24 protein-coding genes are annotated in these 14,800 nt (G+C 43.4%); 16 read left to right on the top strand and 8 right to left on the bottom strand.

Annotation, left to right across the window (positions count from 1 at the left end):
• Nucleotides 1-276: 276 nt before the first annotated feature.
• From N39L_RS17480 to N39L_RS17465, 4 genes are read right to left on the bottom strand one after another with little or no spacing between them, the layout of a single operon-like run.
• Nucleotides 277-741: a hypothetical protein gene (locus N39L_RS17480; protein ID WP_006616136.1), complete on the bottom strand. Its 465-nt coding sequence runs from the start codon at nt 739-741 to the stop codon at nt 277-279.
• Nucleotides 734-1,000, bottom strand: coding sequence for a hypothetical protein (locus N39L_RS17475; protein ID WP_006616135.1), 267 nt, complete (start codon nt 998-1,000; stop codon nt 734-736). Before N39L_RS17475 ends, N39L_RS17480 begins: the two co-directional genes overlap by 8 nt.
• Complete coding sequence (locus N39L_RS17470; RefSeq protein WP_006616134.1) at nt 997-1,197, bottom strand: hypothetical protein; 201 nt, start codon at nt 1,195-1,197, stop codon at nt 997-999. Before N39L_RS17470 ends, N39L_RS17475 begins: the two co-directional genes overlap by 4 nt.
• Nucleotides 1,184-1,579 (bottom strand): hypothetical protein, encoded by a 396-nt coding sequence (locus tag N39L_RS17465; RefSeq protein WP_006616133.1) that lies wholly within the window; start codon nt 1,577-1,579, stop codon nt 1,184-1,186. The genes N39L_RS17470 and N39L_RS17465 overlap by 14 nt, the downstream gene beginning before the upstream one ends.
• Nucleotides 1,580-1,598: 19 nt before the next feature.
• Here N39L_RS17465 and N39L_RS17460 point away from each other — a divergent pair, with 19 nt between their 5' ends.
• Complete coding sequence (locus N39L_RS17460; protein WP_152553715.1) at nt 1,599-1,793, top strand: hypothetical protein; 195 nt, start codon at nt 1,599-1,601, stop codon at nt 1,791-1,793.
• Nucleotides 1,794-1,996: 203 nt separating this feature from the next.
• On the opposite strand, the gene N39L_RS17455 is transcribed toward N39L_RS17460, so the two are convergent.
• Together N39L_RS17455 and N39L_RS17450 are read right to left on the bottom strand one after the other, a co-directional pair.
• On the bottom strand, nt 1,997-2,323 hold the full coding sequence (locus tag N39L_RS17455; RefSeq protein ID WP_006616132.1) for a hypothetical protein: 327 nt from the start codon (nt 2,321-2,323) through the stop codon (nt 1,997-1,999).
• 235 nt (nt 2,324-2,558) lie between these two features.
• Nucleotides 2,559-2,855 (bottom strand): hypothetical protein, encoded by a 297-nt coding sequence (locus N39L_RS17450; RefSeq protein WP_035736566.1) that lies wholly within the window; start codon nt 2,853-2,855, stop codon nt 2,559-2,561.
• Between the two features lie 122 nt (nt 2,856-2,977).
• Here N39L_RS17450 and N39L_RS17445 point away from each other — a divergent pair, with 122 nt between their 5' ends.
• From N39L_RS17445 to N39L_RS17435, 3 genes are all read left to right on the top strand, one after another.
• The gene (locus N39L_RS17445; protein WP_014274396.1) at nt 2,978-3,334 is read left to right on the top strand and encodes a hypothetical protein; all 357 of its coding nucleotides are present in this window, start codon (nt 2,978-2,980) and stop codon (nt 3,332-3,334) included.
• 76 nt (nt 3,335-3,410) lie between these two features.
• Nucleotides 3,411-3,839 (top strand): hypothetical protein, encoded by a 429-nt coding sequence (locus N39L_RS17440; protein WP_014274397.1) that lies wholly within the window; start codon nt 3,411-3,413, stop codon nt 3,837-3,839.
• 53 nt (nt 3,840-3,892) lie between these two features.
• Entirely contained in the window at nt 3,893-4,384 is a 492-nt protein-coding gene (locus tag N39L_RS17435) for a winged helix-turn-helix domain-containing protein (RefSeq protein ID WP_231851938.1), read from the top strand.
• Between the two features lie 277 nt (nt 4,385-4,661).
• On the opposite strand, the gene N39L_RS17430 is transcribed toward N39L_RS17435, so the two are convergent.
• Both N39L_RS17430 and N39L_RS17425 read right to left on the bottom strand, forming a co-directional pair.
• A complete protein-coding gene (locus N39L_RS17430; RefSeq protein ID WP_014274806.1) occupies nt 4,662-5,249 on the bottom strand; it encodes a tyrosine-type recombinase/integrase in 588 nt (195 codons plus the stop codon).
• A gap of 205 nt (nt 5,250-5,454) precedes the next feature.
• Nucleotides 5,455-6,417 carry a hypothetical protein gene (locus tag N39L_RS17425; protein ID WP_014275869.1) on the bottom strand — a complete coding sequence of 321 codons (963 nt, stop codon included), beginning with the start codon at nt 6,415-6,417 and terminating at the stop codon, nt 5,455-5,457.
• A gap of 20 nt (nt 6,418-6,437) precedes the next feature.
• Between N39L_RS17425 and N39L_RS17420 the strand changes: the two genes are divergently transcribed.
• The 12 genes from N39L_RS17420 (at nt 6,438) to N39L_RS17365 (ending at nt 14,537) form a co-directional block, all read left to right on the top strand.
• Entirely contained in the window at nt 6,438-6,710 is a 273-nt protein-coding gene (locus N39L_RS17420) for a hypothetical protein (RefSeq protein ID WP_231851937.1), read from the top strand.
• Between the two features lie 530 nt (nt 6,711-7,240).
• A complete protein-coding gene (locus N39L_RS17415; protein WP_231851936.1) occupies nt 7,241-7,846 on the top strand; it encodes a hypothetical protein in 606 nt (201 codons plus the stop codon).
• The gene (locus tag N39L_RS17410; protein WP_014275866.1) at nt 7,843-8,412 is read left to right on the top strand and encodes a hypothetical protein; all 570 of its coding nucleotides are present in this window, start codon (nt 7,843-7,845) and stop codon (nt 8,410-8,412) included. Before N39L_RS17415 ends, N39L_RS17410 begins: the two co-directional genes overlap by 4 nt.
• Nucleotides 8,412-9,401 (top strand): hypothetical protein, encoded by a 990-nt coding sequence (locus tag N39L_RS17405; RefSeq protein ID WP_014274801.1) that lies wholly within the window; start codon nt 8,412-8,414, stop codon nt 9,399-9,401. Before N39L_RS17410 ends, N39L_RS17405 begins: the two co-directional genes overlap by 1 nt.
• A 144-nt stretch (nt 9,402-9,545) precedes the next feature.
• On the top strand, nt 9,546-10,256 hold the full coding sequence (locus tag N39L_RS17400; RefSeq protein WP_231851935.1) for a hypothetical protein: 711 nt from the start codon (nt 9,546-9,548) through the stop codon (nt 10,254-10,256).
• Nucleotides 10,257-10,258: 2 nt separating this feature from the next.
• Nucleotides 10,259-10,699: a hypothetical protein gene (locus N39L_RS17395; protein WP_014275864.1), complete on the top strand. Its 441-nt coding sequence runs from the start codon at nt 10,259-10,261 to the stop codon at nt 10,697-10,699.
• 4 nt (nt 10,700-10,703) lie between these two features.
• The gene (locus N39L_RS17390; RefSeq protein WP_014275863.1) at nt 10,704-11,678 is read left to right on the top strand and encodes a hypothetical protein; all 975 of its coding nucleotides are present in this window, start codon (nt 10,704-10,706) and stop codon (nt 11,676-11,678) included.
• 27 nt (nt 11,679-11,705) lie between these two features.
• Nucleotides 11,706-12,905, top strand: coding sequence for a hypothetical protein (locus N39L_RS17385; protein ID WP_035735100.1), 1,200 nt, complete (start codon nt 11,706-11,708; stop codon nt 12,903-12,905).
• A gap of 146 nt (nt 12,906-13,051) precedes the next feature.
• Entirely contained in the window at nt 13,052-13,420 is a 369-nt protein-coding gene (locus tag N39L_RS17380) for a hypothetical protein (protein ID WP_014275861.1), read from the top strand.
• Between the two features lie 21 nt (nt 13,421-13,441).
• A complete protein-coding gene (locus tag N39L_RS17375) occupies nt 13,442-13,795 on the top strand; it encodes a hypothetical protein (protein ID WP_014275860.1) in 354 nt (117 codons plus the stop codon).
• A gap of 3 nt (nt 13,796-13,798) precedes the next feature.
• The gene (locus N39L_RS17370) at nt 13,799-14,218 is read left to right on the top strand and encodes a hypothetical protein (RefSeq protein ID WP_014275859.1); all 420 of its coding nucleotides are present in this window, start codon (nt 13,799-13,801) and stop codon (nt 14,216-14,218) included.
• Between the two features lies 1 nt (nt 14,219).
• Nucleotides 14,220-14,537: a hypothetical protein gene (locus N39L_RS17365; RefSeq protein WP_014275858.1), complete on the top strand. Its 318-nt coding sequence runs from the start codon at nt 14,220-14,222 to the stop codon at nt 14,535-14,537.
• The last annotated feature ends 263 nt before the right edge of the window (nt 14,538-14,800 follow it).

Raw genomic sequence — 14,800 nt, 5'->3', positions numbered from 1 at the left:
ATATTCCACCAAGGGGTGCAAGTCCCACTAGGACGTTATTTCAGGCATTGCAGCCTTATTTGACTCCTAAACGTCTCGCACTTATCGCTTATTATACCATATTGCCCTAAAATATTAACCTAATTTGAGATTAAATCATGCTCCCATTTCGCCTCGGGGGGGCTAGTTATCAATGCGGCGGGAATCACCCGGTTATCCGCGACTTCCCCCCAGGTGTAAGGGGAAAGTTTCGTCCTTTACCGGCTAGGACTCATCAGGCGGTGAAATCTAGATCTTTTAATTACTTAATGGGCTCTGTAGGTTATACAAGAGAGCGTCGTGGCATTTAATAACTGACTGCTGGAATCTGTCTATATCTTGACATTCTTGAACACAAAAGAAACCATTGATAAAAACCAGTTCGCAAATGGCATTATCAACCATTCTTTTTATGTCTATCAAGATGTCCGTAAATTCGGTAGATTTATCAGCCATATATATCCAATTGTCTAGCAAATCATAGGAATCATCGTCGGTAGGATTTTCGCTGTAGTTATTGGCTTCTACTTTCACAGCCCGTGCTAGCTGTTCCAAGTGGTTACTGATGTTTTCCCTGGTTAAGGGTTCATCGGGGTTCGGGACTTGAACTTTTAACCACAGAGAGGAAACCTGTACGCTAATATTTTCAATGGACTTTAAGATATCCTTTTTTAGCTGTGTGGTGTATTGGGTTTGTGGGTTTTGCTGGTTTGTGCTATTCATCATCAGAGCCTCCAATTTTTTCAATGAGTTTGGGAATGAGTTTCCCGGCTTCCTGGGTGTTGGTAACAAATTTCTCTAGTTGGTTGAGAAATTGCTTTTGGGCGTAGGGTTTAGTGAGTTTGTCGGTGAAGCAGTAGTTATAAAGTTGGTCGATGTCATAGTAGAGTTTCCTTACCATGTAGCTGACATCTAAGACCTCTTCTTTAAACCCTGGCAATCGCCTCAATTGCTCATCCAGATGGTCGCGGTCATTGGTCACAGTTTTCGCAACTCCTTCATGCCTTCATTGGTTAGTTGTCTAATTAGATGCAGGTAGCCAATAACCTCGGCTAAATGCTCGTCTTTTTCGAGGGTGAACTGGTCAAGTCTGACGCTAATCCTTTCCCCGTAGTCTTGGATGCTTGTCGCGATGTCAGTTAGGCGACCCAGGTAAATCTCTGACTCAAGATTCTCCATTTTCCTCGGTGATAAAGATTTTTGCCTGTTCTAAAAACAGCTTAGTTTTTTGTAAGGCTGCATCAGCGTATTGCTGGAATTTTTGGATGCTAATATCATCAAATGACAGCCTTTCTTTAACGTAGTAATTGATAGAGAAAATCTGCCAAGCCATGGAAATCAACAGGTGATCGCCAGCGGCAGAGGAATCCTCTGATGGAAGTTCCCCGTTCTCGATCGCCTCAAGTATTTTTTTTACATCCTGCTTTTGGAGGTTGGTATCGATGTCTCGATTAAAATGAGACATCAAATCTTTGTGCATTGTGTTTAAGGCGCTAGGGGTTAAGTGTTGAACTAAGACACTAAGCTGATCTGCCTTCTGTTGGTTGGTTAATTTTTTCATCGCCAATGCGCCGTTATTAGTGGTTAGACTAGTTAACTATGGCGGCGATGGGGAGCGATCGCACCTAAATAGAACTTTGGGAAGGAGCGATCGCATAACCCGCCGCCGCGATCGCACATTTAGCAAGTCAACCTCTAGGAGTGCTATTATTAAGCCACGGTTAAGGATAAAAGAGCTTGAGTTTTCTCCCGACTTGGGCATAGTAAACTCCTAAATGACTTGCTTAGGGGTGGCTTTGGTCAAGCCGCCCCAAGTTTTTTGACTTAGTGACCGATACTCATGTTCGCAGCATCGAGATGTCGCACTACCTCATAACTCAAACAAGTGGCCCTAAGCAATTGGGCTCTGATTTCCCTGTAGTCGGGGTTTTTAGATTCCAGAATGGCAGTCACTGTTTGCAGACAACGGGTTAATTCTTCATTTGAAGTAGTCGCCGCCTGGAGTTTTATCTGTGTGAACGGGTTGTTTCTGTTGTCGGTTGACATCGTAGTTTTTCACCTTCTCATTGGGGCGGCCGTTTAAAACGATCGCTCTCAGTTCATCCCCATTGCTCCTCTGGTAAGTCGCCAGCATTTCATTGGCGAGATACCAGCTTTCCTTTAGCAGGCGACCAACCTGTTGAGTTGTTAATGGCAACTCCTGAACCAGGCTAGGATTTTGCAGTAGTGCTAAAAGGACGGATTTGGCCGTGTCGGAAACGGCAGAATGGGAGAGCGGAATTTCTCTTCTGTCTGGTGCTTCCATAGAATTTCCTCCAGTTCCTCTGGCGTGTACTCAAGTAATTTGTTGAACAAACTTAGATATGCAAAAACCTCCTCTGCTGTTAGTGATTCGGACAAGTTGAGTTGACCCGTAGCAGTCTCAGATGTTATGCTGATGACTGAACGAGGTAGATTCACGTCGCTCATCTTTAAGTTCCTTTTTGCTAAGGATGATGGGGAGGAAGGGGAAACGTTGGGGTTTCCCTTTCCTTTTGGAATCAAGACTTGTGAACTTTGAACACCAAACCAATAGGTCCGGCTATTTGGGGATTCCGTTGGATGGAATCCTCAATTTCTGCTATGTAGTGAGCTACCTCCTCATCTGATAATTTGAACACAGACCTTTGAGCTGTCCGTCTTAGATGCCGTCCGATTTGTTGCTGCCCGTTGGCGGCGACTTGTCGATCTGCCAGCATCCAAGCCAAACAAGTGACCAGGAAAATCCGCTGATGTTTTTTGTCCAAGCGGTGAAACCCGCTAGGCAAATTGGCGGCCTCGGCTTTTGGTTTGACCATAGGCTTTTTACCTATATATAGGGTGTGCTTTTGCGATCGCCTGACCAACCCCAAGGCGATCGCATCAATCTACCAGCTTCCCCGCTCTCAACATCCGGCTTTTTACCTATCGCGCTCGAATAATGGAAGACCCGCAGCACGCTGTACGGGGAAAACAAGAAGTCAGTCTCGATGACGTTAACGGAAACAGCCGTCGGGCTACTGGATCAGATGGCTCTGGAGCTAAATCTGAATCGGTCCGAATTGGTGGAACAGATTGCCAGGGGGATAATTTCCAGTCAAGCGGGGAAAGTGTCCCCGGAACAGGCGGGAAAATTCTAGACCTGTTGGAGGAGTTGTTTGCTGGTTTCCATGAGTATGTCAAAAGCCATGAGGCTCGATTAGAGCAAAGACTGCAAGCCAACCGAGACTATCAATCTCAAATGAAAAAACAAATGGAGAACATCCGACAGGAGATTCTCCAACAGGTTTCTAAATAAATTAAGCGCCCTTCGTGTCCACGAAGGGTGCTTTCTATTTTGGCACGCTGCTAAACCCTCAAGAAACAAATGGACTATGGCACAACACTTTTCTAACCTTCAAACTGTCACCGGTGAAAAGGCGATCGCTAATAAAGTCACCGATTCCGTCACCCTGGGTGACGCAAAAGTTAAAAATTTAAACGCGCCGTTACGCGCGATCGCTCATAACCCGACCGACACAATCCCAAGCGTTCCTTCAGAAGTGCTGGAACTTGAGTCCAAAGTGCTGGAACTTCAGTCCGAAGTGCTGGAACTACGAGAACTTATCGGGAGGAATTATGCAGCTTTCCGCCAAGTCGCCCGTTATCTTGATGTGGCGATCGCCCTAAATTTTAGCGACCTTCCTTGTGCCCATAAGCTCCGGTTGGCTCGTGATATAGCCAAGCAATCCTACGGCAACATTTTGGCTATAAATAGTCGAGTGAGATCTGGGGAAGATGATAACAGGGGGTCAGGCCGATGAGGGAAAAATCTAAGTCACCGAGGCAGCTTTCCGTCATAATATCGTCACCCTGGGTGACGGATTCTGAAAGTGTAGAACCATTCGATCCGGCTTGGGATGATATGGATGTCTTTATGGCGCTGGACAAATGTCCGAATCAAGACCACAAACAACTCGCCCAATCCACTGATATCCCGATATCTCGTGTAGTCAAGTCTCTGGAAAGGTTACGCGAGAAAGGTAAGGTTAAGTATTTGGGATGGATAGCCGTCACCCTGGGTGACGAAAATTTATCCCCGGTGAACACTTCTCAGAGCGATCGCCTAACTGTTCGCTGGAAAGCTAAGTCAACCGCCCAAGACACCAACGGGAATAAATATGCTTACCTATATAGGGGAAAAAAGCAGGTTTGTTACCTTGCCGGCCCCCATCTATCGGAAAAAGCTAAAGCGATCGCCGACCAAATAGAACAGTGGATCGAGTCCGGCTTATCTCTCGAAACTATCCTAGAAAAACTTCCCGCACTTAAATCGGGTGGTTGGAAATCCCCAGATAGCAACTCCTAAATTTTCCACAGGGGGAGACTTTACTCCCCCGAAAAATTTTATGATTTCACAGAAAAATCAATGAGCATTTTTTAACCCTAAACAGCGCTATTTGCTACTGTAAAATGGTTAGCGCCGTTGGCTGTGTGTAAGAGTCTTTGATGTTTTAGACAAAATACCAAGCAGCCCGGTTTAGTGCTAAAATTGGCGGAATCTAGGGCAGTTACTTCTCGATCTGTGTTTGGCTAGTAGCACCCACTTTCCTCTGATGTCTGGCAACCTTAAGTCATCGACTGCCTTAGATTTCATCGATCGCGTCTCGGATTTTTTGAGGATCAGCATCAATGTAGCGCTGCAAAGATGCCATAGATTTGTGACCTGTGATAGCCATGATGGTTCTGGTATTGACTCCCTTGTTATAAAGTTTGGTAATGAAAGTGCGGCGGTAACTGTGAAGCGAGTAACCCTCATTTTGTAAACCCAGTTGAGCGATCGCTTTCCGGTGAAAAGAGTCGAACGCTTGAACTGTCACGGGCTTGGATATATCAGATGGGCTGGGAAATAGAAAATCGCCGCCACCGATGCGGTAGGTTCCAAGAATCTCTCTAAGTTTTTGGGAGATGGGAACTTGGCGGACTCCCCCATCTTTCCCGCCCGATCGCTTTCTAGTTTCAGACCGAAAAGTTATTTCTGGCAGGACAATGTGGGAAGCTGGGGAAACATAAACATCAGGGACTCGTAGTAACCTCACCGCTCCTACTCGTTCACCGGTGTACATCAAGATGGCAAGTAAAGTTTGCTGCCAGGGATATTTACAGCGTTTGATTATCTTGTCGGCGATCGCATCAGGAATGATTGATGCTTTACCAATGCGGTTTTTTTTCATGAATTCGTGTCTGTAGGGAATTTCCCCCAGTTGCCTAGCCGACGAGGTAAAGCGATCGGCTTACCTATATGACTATTGTAGGGTTCGGGCGGGGAGAATATTAGTTTTCGCGCCGACTTGGGGGAAAGTTTGGCGGCGAGCGATCGGATCAGCCTTCTCTATATTTGTTTACTAACCGGTAATACTCTCCCCTATTTTTGTGAATTTACCAATCCTCCCATGGTAAAAACTGCGTTATCTCAAATTCTCCCCCTTGTTTTGGGTCTGTGCTGTTGGGCGTGTAAATGCAACGGCAAAGTCCTAATCCGGGAGCTAAAAAAGAACCTTCAGCTTTAAACAGCAAAATATAGCGAGACAGAGTAGGAGTCAGATTAAAAGCTCCCCCTGTGTCAGGAACTGTAATAACAGAGCATCGATTTGTTATCCATTTTTCAAGATTATCTATGTCAATATGTGAACTCAAAACATTAGAAAACAATGCAACTTGAGATATTGCCATCCACATGGTTTCACGAGGACATAGTAAAATCTCGATATTAGTTCCTTCCTTGATAACAGACGTAGAAATTCCGTCATTCCCAATGTAGGCATAAAGATTATGGGTAATATTAAAAACATATTGTTTACCGGGCAAAAAAGCATCAAATTGCCAGGCTCTAACTGCTCCCTCTGTTGTAGTCCACGTTCCCCAGAACCTATTATAAGTATCTACGTCATCATAATTAACTTGAGAATCAGAACTTATAAACGATGGAAGTTTGTTTATATTGGAATCTAAGGAAATAAACGGTCTAATTGATAAATCTGGGATAGGCATATCGTCCTCGATTTCGCTTCCTATGTTGTAGTCAATTTCCGTATCTTGGCGCACCCAGATAGAGAGAATCTGAGTTGTGGGGCTGCTTGCTAAAACACCAATCCCCCCATCACTCCCATCGGAATAGAAGCCATTTTCAAAAACAGGTAAGGATAAATCAGACCCTACCCACCGAATAGAAAAAGGATTGTCGGCTTGGATGGTGATTTCCCGACGGACTAATAATGGCGTGGCGGGGACTATTTCAATCTCTTCCCCTGCGGTGAGTTGAAAATAACCTGACTTAATATGGCGATAATAAGCGCCGCCGCCCCCGCCACCGGTAGGACGCATTTCAAACCGAATAGGCATTTATAGTAAAATGGAATGAGTTGTCTCTATTGTCGCATATGAACATCACGCCGGGACTTTATCCCGATTTTTCTGAAACTACCTTAGAAGCCTTAGTTTTAGCAATGGGGCGGCAATTGTTGCAAAGGCAGAAAAACTTAGTCGTTAATATCACCGGGAAAGATATTATGGATCTGTCTCTGGATGAGGAGGCTTCTGTTGTTAATCTGGATATTGACGAGTTAGAAGGTTTTATTGATGACGGTGCGATTAAAGTCCAAGATCCGTTGTTGATGCCTTTGAACCCGGTATAGGCAGTTACCCCTTTAACCAAACCAATTTAGCTAGTGCTTTACTGCATTTAGTTGTACATCAACACATAGCAGAATTTAGTTTCGAGCTAAACCCCGAACCCGCCAAACAACATTGTGATTTTTCTATCCGACCTAACGTTAGGGGAAATGGAACTTATCCATTAATATGCACCATCACTTTAACAGACTATCCCGTAATCATTGACTACACTAATGGTATGACTTCAACCGCACAACCATACTTATTGACACCTTAAACTATGGCAGAAAATCGCTGATCATAAACCGACACATTTTCATTTGAAATTAATCAAAGTAATGCCAGTAATTATGTTAATGACCCATTAACACTTGGGGCTGTTTCTAGTGCCGTTAATTCAATATCTGCCAATATTGACCCTAGATGGCTATGGCGGGCTAATGCCTTCCTATAAAGTCTCACCGCCTCAGTTTGGTGTCCAAGTTTTCCCCGGTCTCCTTATCCTGAATTTTACCCAGAGGATTCGGCGGCAGAAAGAGCAGCCAAATTAATGAAATTAGAGAGCAATCATCCTAAATTTGGGTGGCAATTGCTTAGAAGAAAAAGCGCTACCGGTTCATGGGTCGAGGCAGCTTGTCCTATCATTCAAAATCGAGGGAGGCGGTTTTATGTTCCTCTAATTAATCCTTACTTAACAGCAAACGAGGTCAAAATATTTGGCAGGTTTGACCGGCTAGGTTTAAGTTTTAAGGATTATGGCAACGGCATATTAGGGGGCGGTTCAATAGCCAGTAATCGCATCTATGACACTCTTTACATCGAGGGAGAACATAGAGTAGAATTAGATTTAATATTGATGGCTAAACGTCCGGCTAATACAGTGATGAACACAGTCACTGTAAGCCCTAATCCCATGTTAATAGCCCCCGCTAATCTAAGCCGTGCTTATTTTGAAATTCAAAATCAGGGAGAAATTGAGCTCCTTTGGGGTTTTGGCACATTGGGAAGTGACGCGACAAGCAATCCATTCAAAATGCCACCCGGCCAGATTTATTATCCAGGTAATGTAGCCGGATTTATACCAACTGACGCGATATGGGCAAAAGTAAAAGAGGGAACGACAACTGTTCTGATTATGGAGAGTTATTATCAATGACCACAGCTTTATATAGCAGTGAAAAACCCCAGGATTTAACTCATCTACCAGGGGGACAATATGAACTGGCTGCAGTTAATTTGTGGGATAGTAACTTGTCATCAATGCTTTACGCTAAAAAGGTGATATTCAAACGCCACTTTTTACTCCCCGGCTTCCCCTCTGATGGATTTCCTATCATTCGAGAGTTAAAAGCCTTAGCCAATGTCCCCATACAATACAGAACAATTAATGAATTTCCGAAAACGGATCGACAAACGGATAAAACGGATTCAAGAAACAGGAACGACTATCGTTTTCTCGTTGAGCAATGGTTAGAGAGAATTGAGTATCTATGCCAAACTTTTGACTTTTTAGAAGTGTTGCCAGTCTCTGCCCTGTTAAGGTCTTGGCAAAGCCAATATCTGCCTAATGCTTATGTGATGCTAAAACAACGGGAAACCATTAAGCAGGTTTCTTTGGACATTATCGAGGCGATGGATCCAGAATGTCTGACTGATAATCGGGTGTTGTCTGAGGAGGGATGGAGGCAATTATTTATTAATTGGGATGAGGAATCTTTGTAATGAGAGAGGTAGAAGAGCGTAGCCGAAGGGTGAAAGACATTGTTAGGAATCGCAACTACCGGCAAGCTGTAGATGTAATAGAAAGAGAGGTCAAAAGATTAGAAGCAGACGACAAACCCAGGGCTAGAGTAAGGATTCCCCGTGATGACGGGGATATTGATATAGACGTTGGAGGAATGGTTGATTTTGCCCGGTCGATGTTGCCCAAAGCAAGCATAGAAGCTGAGGATTTACAGGATGGTGGAACTAGGAGAGGGATAAAAACCGAAAAGATTGGCAGCACGGCTCGCGGATTTGTAGACCTTGATGAAGATGGAAACCCCAAAGGTTTTGGGGGAACAATTGACAGTATCAATGATGCAAATGTCTCGGTTTACCTTGGGGAATGCGAGCAATCGATGAGCGTAACTATTGGGGGGAAAACGGTTACTTTTGCTAGAAATGTTTGTGAAGATGATAAAGACGAGGGAGCAGACGATAATAAAGGCGGCGGTGATGAAGATAAAGGAGATGAAAGCGATGCAGGTAGGGTTGATTTAGGCATTTCCGGTCCCCCTCCAGGTTATACTGGTTGGCTTTGTATGGCTTACTGGGCACATATTCGGGTTTTTCAAACAGATCCTATAAAAAGCCAGTATGCAGATTTAGTTGAGTCATTCGCCGGGAAAAGTTTTAAAAATTTCGGATCTGACATAGAGTTGAACATTTCAATGTATAGCGCCCCTTATATTTCTGCCCCTTTAGTCAATTTAGGTTATACAAATCCAGGCTCCATTACCGCGTTTAGAAGGAAACTGCAGGAGGAAGAGGGGTTCTTACATTCTTCTACTACAATAAAAGAGAGAATATCAGTAACAAAACTGGGGAAATTCGCTAAAGAGAGTTCTCCACGCTATTTTGCTACATCTACCAACCTAGGTCATGACGGGTATTATACCGTTGATTCTATTGCGGCTCCCTGGGTTGCTAATCCAAATGCGGAAGGGTAACCGAAACTTTATGAACATTACTGGATTATTAGACACATTCATCAAATAGGATCGTACTCCAGATATCACCCAGTTTATCCCTGTAAATGGGTGGAGAATTATCAACCAGAGCCACCGCCAAGTCTACCAATATTAAGGAGTGATATGCTTCAATCATGCTGTGAAGATTTGACCAAGATGACTCGGGAAATACATAAAGCCCTAGGGGTCAGGAAGTTGTTAGACAAGAGTTTCCAGGTTCCGTCTAATATGATGATACCAGAAGGTAAAGGTAATCATGCAAATAAGGATTATCTGGAAATCATGTCTGACCTGTTGAAAACCATCGACAATTATGGTTTTGATGCTCCGGTTACTGTTAAAGTTCAGGATACGAATAAAGCCCAAAAAGGCGACCAGTCTATAGAGTTAAAGTTTAACTCGCTGGGGGCTATATTAAAGGCTCAGACTGAACTGTTGATTGAGTTGAAAGGTGATAGTGCTAACCGGTTAAATATTCAGATTCGCCTAGCTTATATAATGACGAGAATGTATCGGACTTTAGCTAAGTTATATTACAGAACGTCGGCGATTTTGGACGGGTTGGGAATTCCTATTATCTCGAAGGTGGTGACTTTACCGATTGAGTTTAATGTGTTTGGTAAAAAACACTGGGGAGCTGGTAAGGGATTCGGTAAGGATAGTAAAAAGGGTCATGAGCCTAAACTTGATTTAAACGATGAAGACACGACAGAGGCTATGTTGCCCGATTTATTAGAGATTCATGATTATGAAATAGAGGTTGATGAGTTTAGGTTTAAAAGCACTGACCTTTATGAGATAATTTTGAATATGGCAGCTAAAATGAGGACATAATCGTGACCAAAAGAAATCCCCCCCGTGGTTCCAATCGTCCCCCAAGCGATTCGGGTAGTGGTAAGAAGCCACCATCTGAAAGAGAGAAAAAAGCGGGGTTAAGAACTGATACAAACAACAGAATAGAGGAAGCGATCGCTGTCTTGGATTTTCGGCTACACTTAGAATATTTAAATGTAGTATCAGCCCTTGGGGGCGGCGACTTTGAACAGTTTAAACGTTCTTGGTTGATGAATTACTATAATGCGATGACGGAACCGAGGTTTAAAGACAAACCCAAAAGTCCTCCTACTAGAGAGGAACGGGCACGTCTCTTAAAAACTAATGATGAGTTGATGATGAATCGCCAAATCAAATCCGACAATTTGTCATCAAGGGAAAATCTAACTGAATTTCGCCGAAGTAGAGACTTGTTACCATTCGATTCTGATAATATAGGTTAAAACTATGTCTAATATTGTAGGGATAGACCAGAGAGAACTAACTTCAACCGCTATAGCTGGCGGTGCAATGTCTTCACAGTGGTTTAATAGTTTTTCGACCCCTTTTTATCAGCAGATTCAAAGTTTAAAAGCCTTTGATTTTAAGAAGTGGGCGGGTAGTGTCAAGGGCGGAGCTTTAGTTATTGCAGAAAACATCAAAAAAGGGAACTGGGGTTTTTTCAAAGAATGGCTACAAGAGGCTCCTCTGGTTCCTAAAATAGCCGGGATTGTAGCGGGTGGTTTAATTGCTGGGACTGTGCTGATTGTTGGCGGACAAGCATTAGGGTTTGTTGGTGCGGGTGTAGGGAGTTTAGTAGCAGCCCATCCGGCTTTTGTTGGCGGTTTTTTAGGGGTAACAATACCTACAGTGATGAGCAAATTGACCCAAGGGGTTTCTCAAGCCTATAACTTTGATTGGGCAGCATCTGACAAGAAAATGATGGACGATTTAAAACAAGCGGCTAATGCTTTATATGTTCCCTTGGGGGAAACAGTCGGGAAATCTTTGGCGGCTTTAGTGGTGGGCAAGGTGGGTAGTGCGGCGGCAACAAGTTTAAGGATTCGGGAAGGTGCGATCGCCGCTATGTGTATGATTAACCCGACTATTAAAGAGACTTTGGTGGATGCGTTATCCTCGCTGAGGTATGCGGTGCAAGAGGTTGTTAAAAAAGCACTGTTTGTTATGACTTACATTAACGCCAGAAAAGTAGCAGCCAGGTTGTTGGATAAGGAAGAGACTTGGGGCAAGGAAGGGCAATCACCTTTTATTGTTTCGGAGAAAGTAGAACAAACTTGGGCGAAAGTTAAAGAAGATGAATATTTTGATTGGGTGAATGAGCAACAATGGGAGGGGTTGGAAACAATGGCGGCTACGTTTTTTGAAACCCTCGGTGATTTGTTGTCAGAGCAGGGAACTTATGAGGAGTGGATACCGGTATAAATTCATCACCTGAGAGGAGGGATGTCAATGGCAGACGTTGGAAGACTTACCCAGCAAACTTACATCATGATGGCTCGTCAAAGGCGTATCACGAAGCTATCGGATAAACGCCCGGAACGAGTCCGAATAGAGTTACAACCTAACTGGAACGTTTACCAACTACAGCCAGACAGAAAAAACCCAGATTACAAACTGCTGATGGCTGGCTCTGAGTCAGCCTTGGCATTGCAGTTGTCACAACTGGGATGGATGGAGAAGATGATCGATCATCTTCTCAATGCCAGCGATCTAAAATTCGAGGATTGGTTTGATGTTTGGGCGGCGGGTTATCCAGAACTACGCTACAGAGTGAACCCAAAACTCCCCACATTAAGAACTAACTATCCCGCGTCGAATGTGAGTAATTCCACTGGGGAAACAATAAGCAAATGGAGAAATGAGGTAGGCTCTCGCCCGGCTTACATTGAATGGAAACCTTCAGCCCGAAAAACAGCAAAAGATGTTGGGCTTCACCGCACAATAGAATATTTTCCCGATCGCTCTCAGAACAAATCAGTTGTCTTGACGGGGAACGACAAGGAGCTAATTAGGCAAATCCTGCAAATCCACTACGAGGGTGGGGGTAGCAGTGAGGGAATGGATAGCACGGTCTCAACGGGTATTAGTTACCGGGGCGCTCCCAAGGTTGTGCTGTACTTTTTGGAACGGATCGAGGATGTGGAAAAAGGCTACCGACAACTAGAGGCGAGAGTTGGTTTCCGTTTGGTGGGAAAAACGGAAAACCCGAACGGAACTGGCGACTTGTTAACTAAGGCTAACATCAGAAATTTGGCTCAGAGAATTGTCCAGAACTTTCTACAACCCCAACAATTTCGTCTTCACAAGGGTAGAGAATCGGTTAGCTATAGAGACAAGCACCAAGGGTTAGAGTCGTTTGTTTTTGCAACTAGCGCATCAGAGGGGATTAATCTTTATCAGCGAATCTGTCGGGTGATGGAAATAGAATTTGATAACTCAAAGGTCTTTACATCGAGCAACCAAAATCCAACCCAAGCGTTTCCTATTACGCCCCCAGAGGTGACGATATTGGGTAACAAAATTAAACCACCCCGCCGCCGTCCGGTCGGGCACGTCTATTTTAGAGAGGCGAAATTGTTTTTGGAGATGCTCAACGAGCCTATCCTTCTCTGTGACTACAACGGGCATATATACAATAATCCCGATTAGAAGACAACCCCAACGATTTTTTTAGATCAAACAAACTCCCTTGTATGTTCGGAAACCCTATAGGTTTCCGTAACTGTTGCACACCCTAAAAATACCTGTTATGAATGTAGTGGTAATCAGTTTTTAAACAACAAAGCAGGTATTCTATGCCCAGTCTAAATAGTTCAAAAATTTATAGCTGGAATTCACCCTCGCCAGGGGGTACAGGAACCACTAGAGTGGCAGCAAGGCTTTCCAGTCGGTACGATGGCATTGCTACACATCTAGGAATGACCGCCCATACAAATCCAACTGAAGTAAACGCCCATATGCTTAAGCCAAATAAAGCTGTGCAGGAGGGCTACTTAATGAAAATGAGAATTAACTACCGAAAAGACAATAAGTATTATGGTGCGGATATTTATGTGCCTACAGACAAGGTTACTGAAGCCATCCAAGTGCTACCTAACAAGCAATGGGATGGTACGGGAGTGATAACTTCATGTCGCGATCGTGTACGAGTTGATTACCGTTAATAACAAAAGGAGAGTATATCAATGGCTAGAACGAAACTATGTCAATTAGTAGATGGCACTAAGGTTAGAGTATTTAGAGCTAGTAGTGTGATGTATGACAGTAACACTGTAGCAACTTTGGGAATAGGTCCAGTCGCTGATTCGAATAAAAAGGAGCCAGTTTATGATACTGGGGAATTAATGCGAGCTGGTGTATTGGTGAGACTTTGCGTTAGTTGCAACAATGGAACCAATAAACCACCAATTACATATAGACTATTTTGCGACGTAGAAAACGTAAACGCTGCTTTACATCATTATAATAGTAGCGGTAAAACCCTAAACGGTAAAACAGTATTGAGAGCTAGTCTAGACCGTCGTCAAGTTATCAAGTAAAGCATGAGTTTTACGGATGCTTATGGCACATGGGAGGTGATAGCGTCAAGTTATCAGCCAACTCAAGAATGGATAATTCACAGCCCCCCAGTTACTCAATACTCATTGTTGAGGTTTAAATTTTTAACTGATTGGGGGCGGTGGAAAAATCCCTATGATGGCTATAGGTCAATGCTGCTTATTAGAGGGCATTATTCTAATGGTTCTGGAAATTCTGACTGGATAACAGGGCAAAGGACTGTATACGTTACAGAAGAACCGCAACTGATTAACTATCCACCAGTTCAAGAATTTACAGACAACCCCTCGGTGATTAGAAGGTTGGGAGTCCGCCGCCGTTTTTTCAAAAACGCAACATGGATCGAAAATCATCCTACAATGGATCTAAAGTTTAACGTAACAATTGAGGCTTTTGTAGACTAACATGGACATCTCTCTTAATCAATTAATCGACCATCTCCCAGATGATTCACAGTTTAAAACTTTACTAGAAACATTGGGGACAAACGGTGATAGTGTGGACGCTACCGTAGAATTTTGTCATTTAGTAGGGGCATTATATCAAGCACAGCAAGTATACAACCAACAACCAGGAAATCAAGCAATTAGTATGGTCTCAGAAGAAAGTTTTGGGCCTGTAATAGAAAGTTTAGACGGGACATTTTTTAGGAGATTACAAAGAACTCTAGCTTTTTTTAGAAAGTATGAAGATGCTGTAATTGTCCCGAAAATCGAAAGTTAGTTGGTCGAAAATTTAAAGCTGCCAGATAATTCGGATTCTATCTGCGTTATCTGGTCAAAGTCTTGAAATTAACCCAAGTAAAATGTGATTAAAAATCCACATCAACAGAGGAGTTAATTCCACCGTGGATATTGAAATCGAAAAAATCACAATAATCATAAGTTGGATACTTTCACTCATTAGTACGGTATGGTATGTATCAGTTCAATACACAATAATTAAAGTACAAGTCAACAGAAACAGAGAAGAGCTAAACAGAATAT

The organism is Limnospira platensis NIES-39, from assembly GCF_026000695.1.
In the GTDB taxonomy this organism is placed as follows: domain Bacteria; phylum Cyanobacteriota; class Cyanobacteriia; order Cyanobacteriales; family Microcoleaceae; genus Limnospira; species Limnospira platensis.
Note: the sequence above shows the minus strand (reverse complement) of the source record. Positions and strands in the feature narration are given on the sequence as shown.

What these genes read in the sequence shown, in the direction of transcription:
- N39L_RS17375 (WP_014275860.1), top strand. Translation starts at nt 13,442, where the DNA reads ATGGCTAGAACGAAACTATGTCAATTAGTAGATGGCACTAAGGTTAGA.
- N39L_RS17400 (WP_231851935.1), top strand. Translation starts at nt 9,546, where the DNA reads ATGCTTCAATCATGCTGTGAAGATTTGACCAAGATGACTCGGGAAATA.
- N39L_RS17440 (WP_014274397.1), top strand. Translation starts at nt 3,411, where the DNA reads ATGGCACAACACTTTTCTAACCTTCAAACTGTCACCGGTGAAAAGGCG.
- N39L_RS17390 (WP_014275863.1), top strand. Translation starts at nt 10,704, where the DNA reads ATGTCTAATATTGTAGGGATAGACCAGAGAGAACTAACTTCAACCGCT.
- N39L_RS17465 (WP_006616133.1), bottom strand. Translation starts at nt 1,579, where the DNA reads ATGAAAAAATTAACCAACCAACAGAAGGCAGATCAGCTTAGTGTCTTA.
- N39L_RS17425 (WP_014275869.1), bottom strand. Translation starts at nt 6,417, where the DNA reads ATGCCTATTCGGTTTGAAATGCGTCCTACCGGTGGCGGGGGCGGCGGC.
- N39L_RS17430 (WP_014274806.1), bottom strand. Translation starts at nt 5,249, where the DNA reads ATGAAAAAAAACCGCATTGGTAAAGCATCAATCATTCCTGATGCGATC.
- N39L_RS17480 (WP_006616136.1), bottom strand. Translation starts at nt 741, where the DNA reads ATGAATAGCACAAACCAGCAAAACCCACAAACCCAATACACCACACAG.
- N39L_RS17370 (WP_014275859.1), top strand. Translation starts at nt 13,799, where the DNA reads ATGAGTTTTACGGATGCTTATGGCACATGGGAGGTGATAGCGTCAAGT.
- N39L_RS17410 (WP_014275866.1), top strand. Translation starts at nt 7,843, where the DNA reads ATGACCACAGCTTTATATAGCAGTGAAAAACCCCAGGATTTAACTCAT.
- N39L_RS17415 (WP_231851936.1), top strand. Translation starts at nt 7,241, where the DNA reads ATGAAATTAGAGAGCAATCATCCTAAATTTGGGTGGCAATTGCTTAGA.
- N39L_RS17365 (WP_014275858.1), top strand. Translation starts at nt 14,220, where the DNA reads ATGGACATCTCTCTTAATCAATTAATCGACCATCTCCCAGATGATTCA.
- N39L_RS17385 (WP_035735100.1), top strand. Translation starts at nt 11,706, where the DNA reads ATGGCAGACGTTGGAAGACTTACCCAGCAAACTTACATCATGATGGCT.
- N39L_RS17450 (WP_035736566.1), bottom strand. Translation starts at nt 2,855, where the DNA reads ATGGTCAAACCAAAAGCCGAGGCCGCCAATTTGCCTAGCGGGTTTCAC.
- N39L_RS17380 (WP_014275861.1), top strand. Translation starts at nt 13,052, where the DNA reads ATGCCCAGTCTAAATAGTTCAAAAATTTATAGCTGGAATTCACCCTCG.
- N39L_RS17455 (WP_006616132.1), bottom strand. Translation starts at nt 2,323, where the DNA reads ATGGAAGCACCAGACAGAAGAGAAATTCCGCTCTCCCATTCTGCCGTT.
- N39L_RS17470 (WP_006616134.1), bottom strand. Translation starts at nt 1,197, where the DNA reads ATGGAGAATCTTGAGTCAGAGATTTACCTGGGTCGCCTAACTGACATC.
- N39L_RS17405 (WP_014274801.1), top strand. Translation starts at nt 8,412, where the DNA reads ATGAGAGAGGTAGAAGAGCGTAGCCGAAGGGTGAAAGACATTGTTAGG.
- N39L_RS17445 (WP_014274396.1), top strand. Translation starts at nt 2,978, where the DNA reads ATGGAAGACCCGCAGCACGCTGTACGGGGAAAACAAGAAGTCAGTCTC.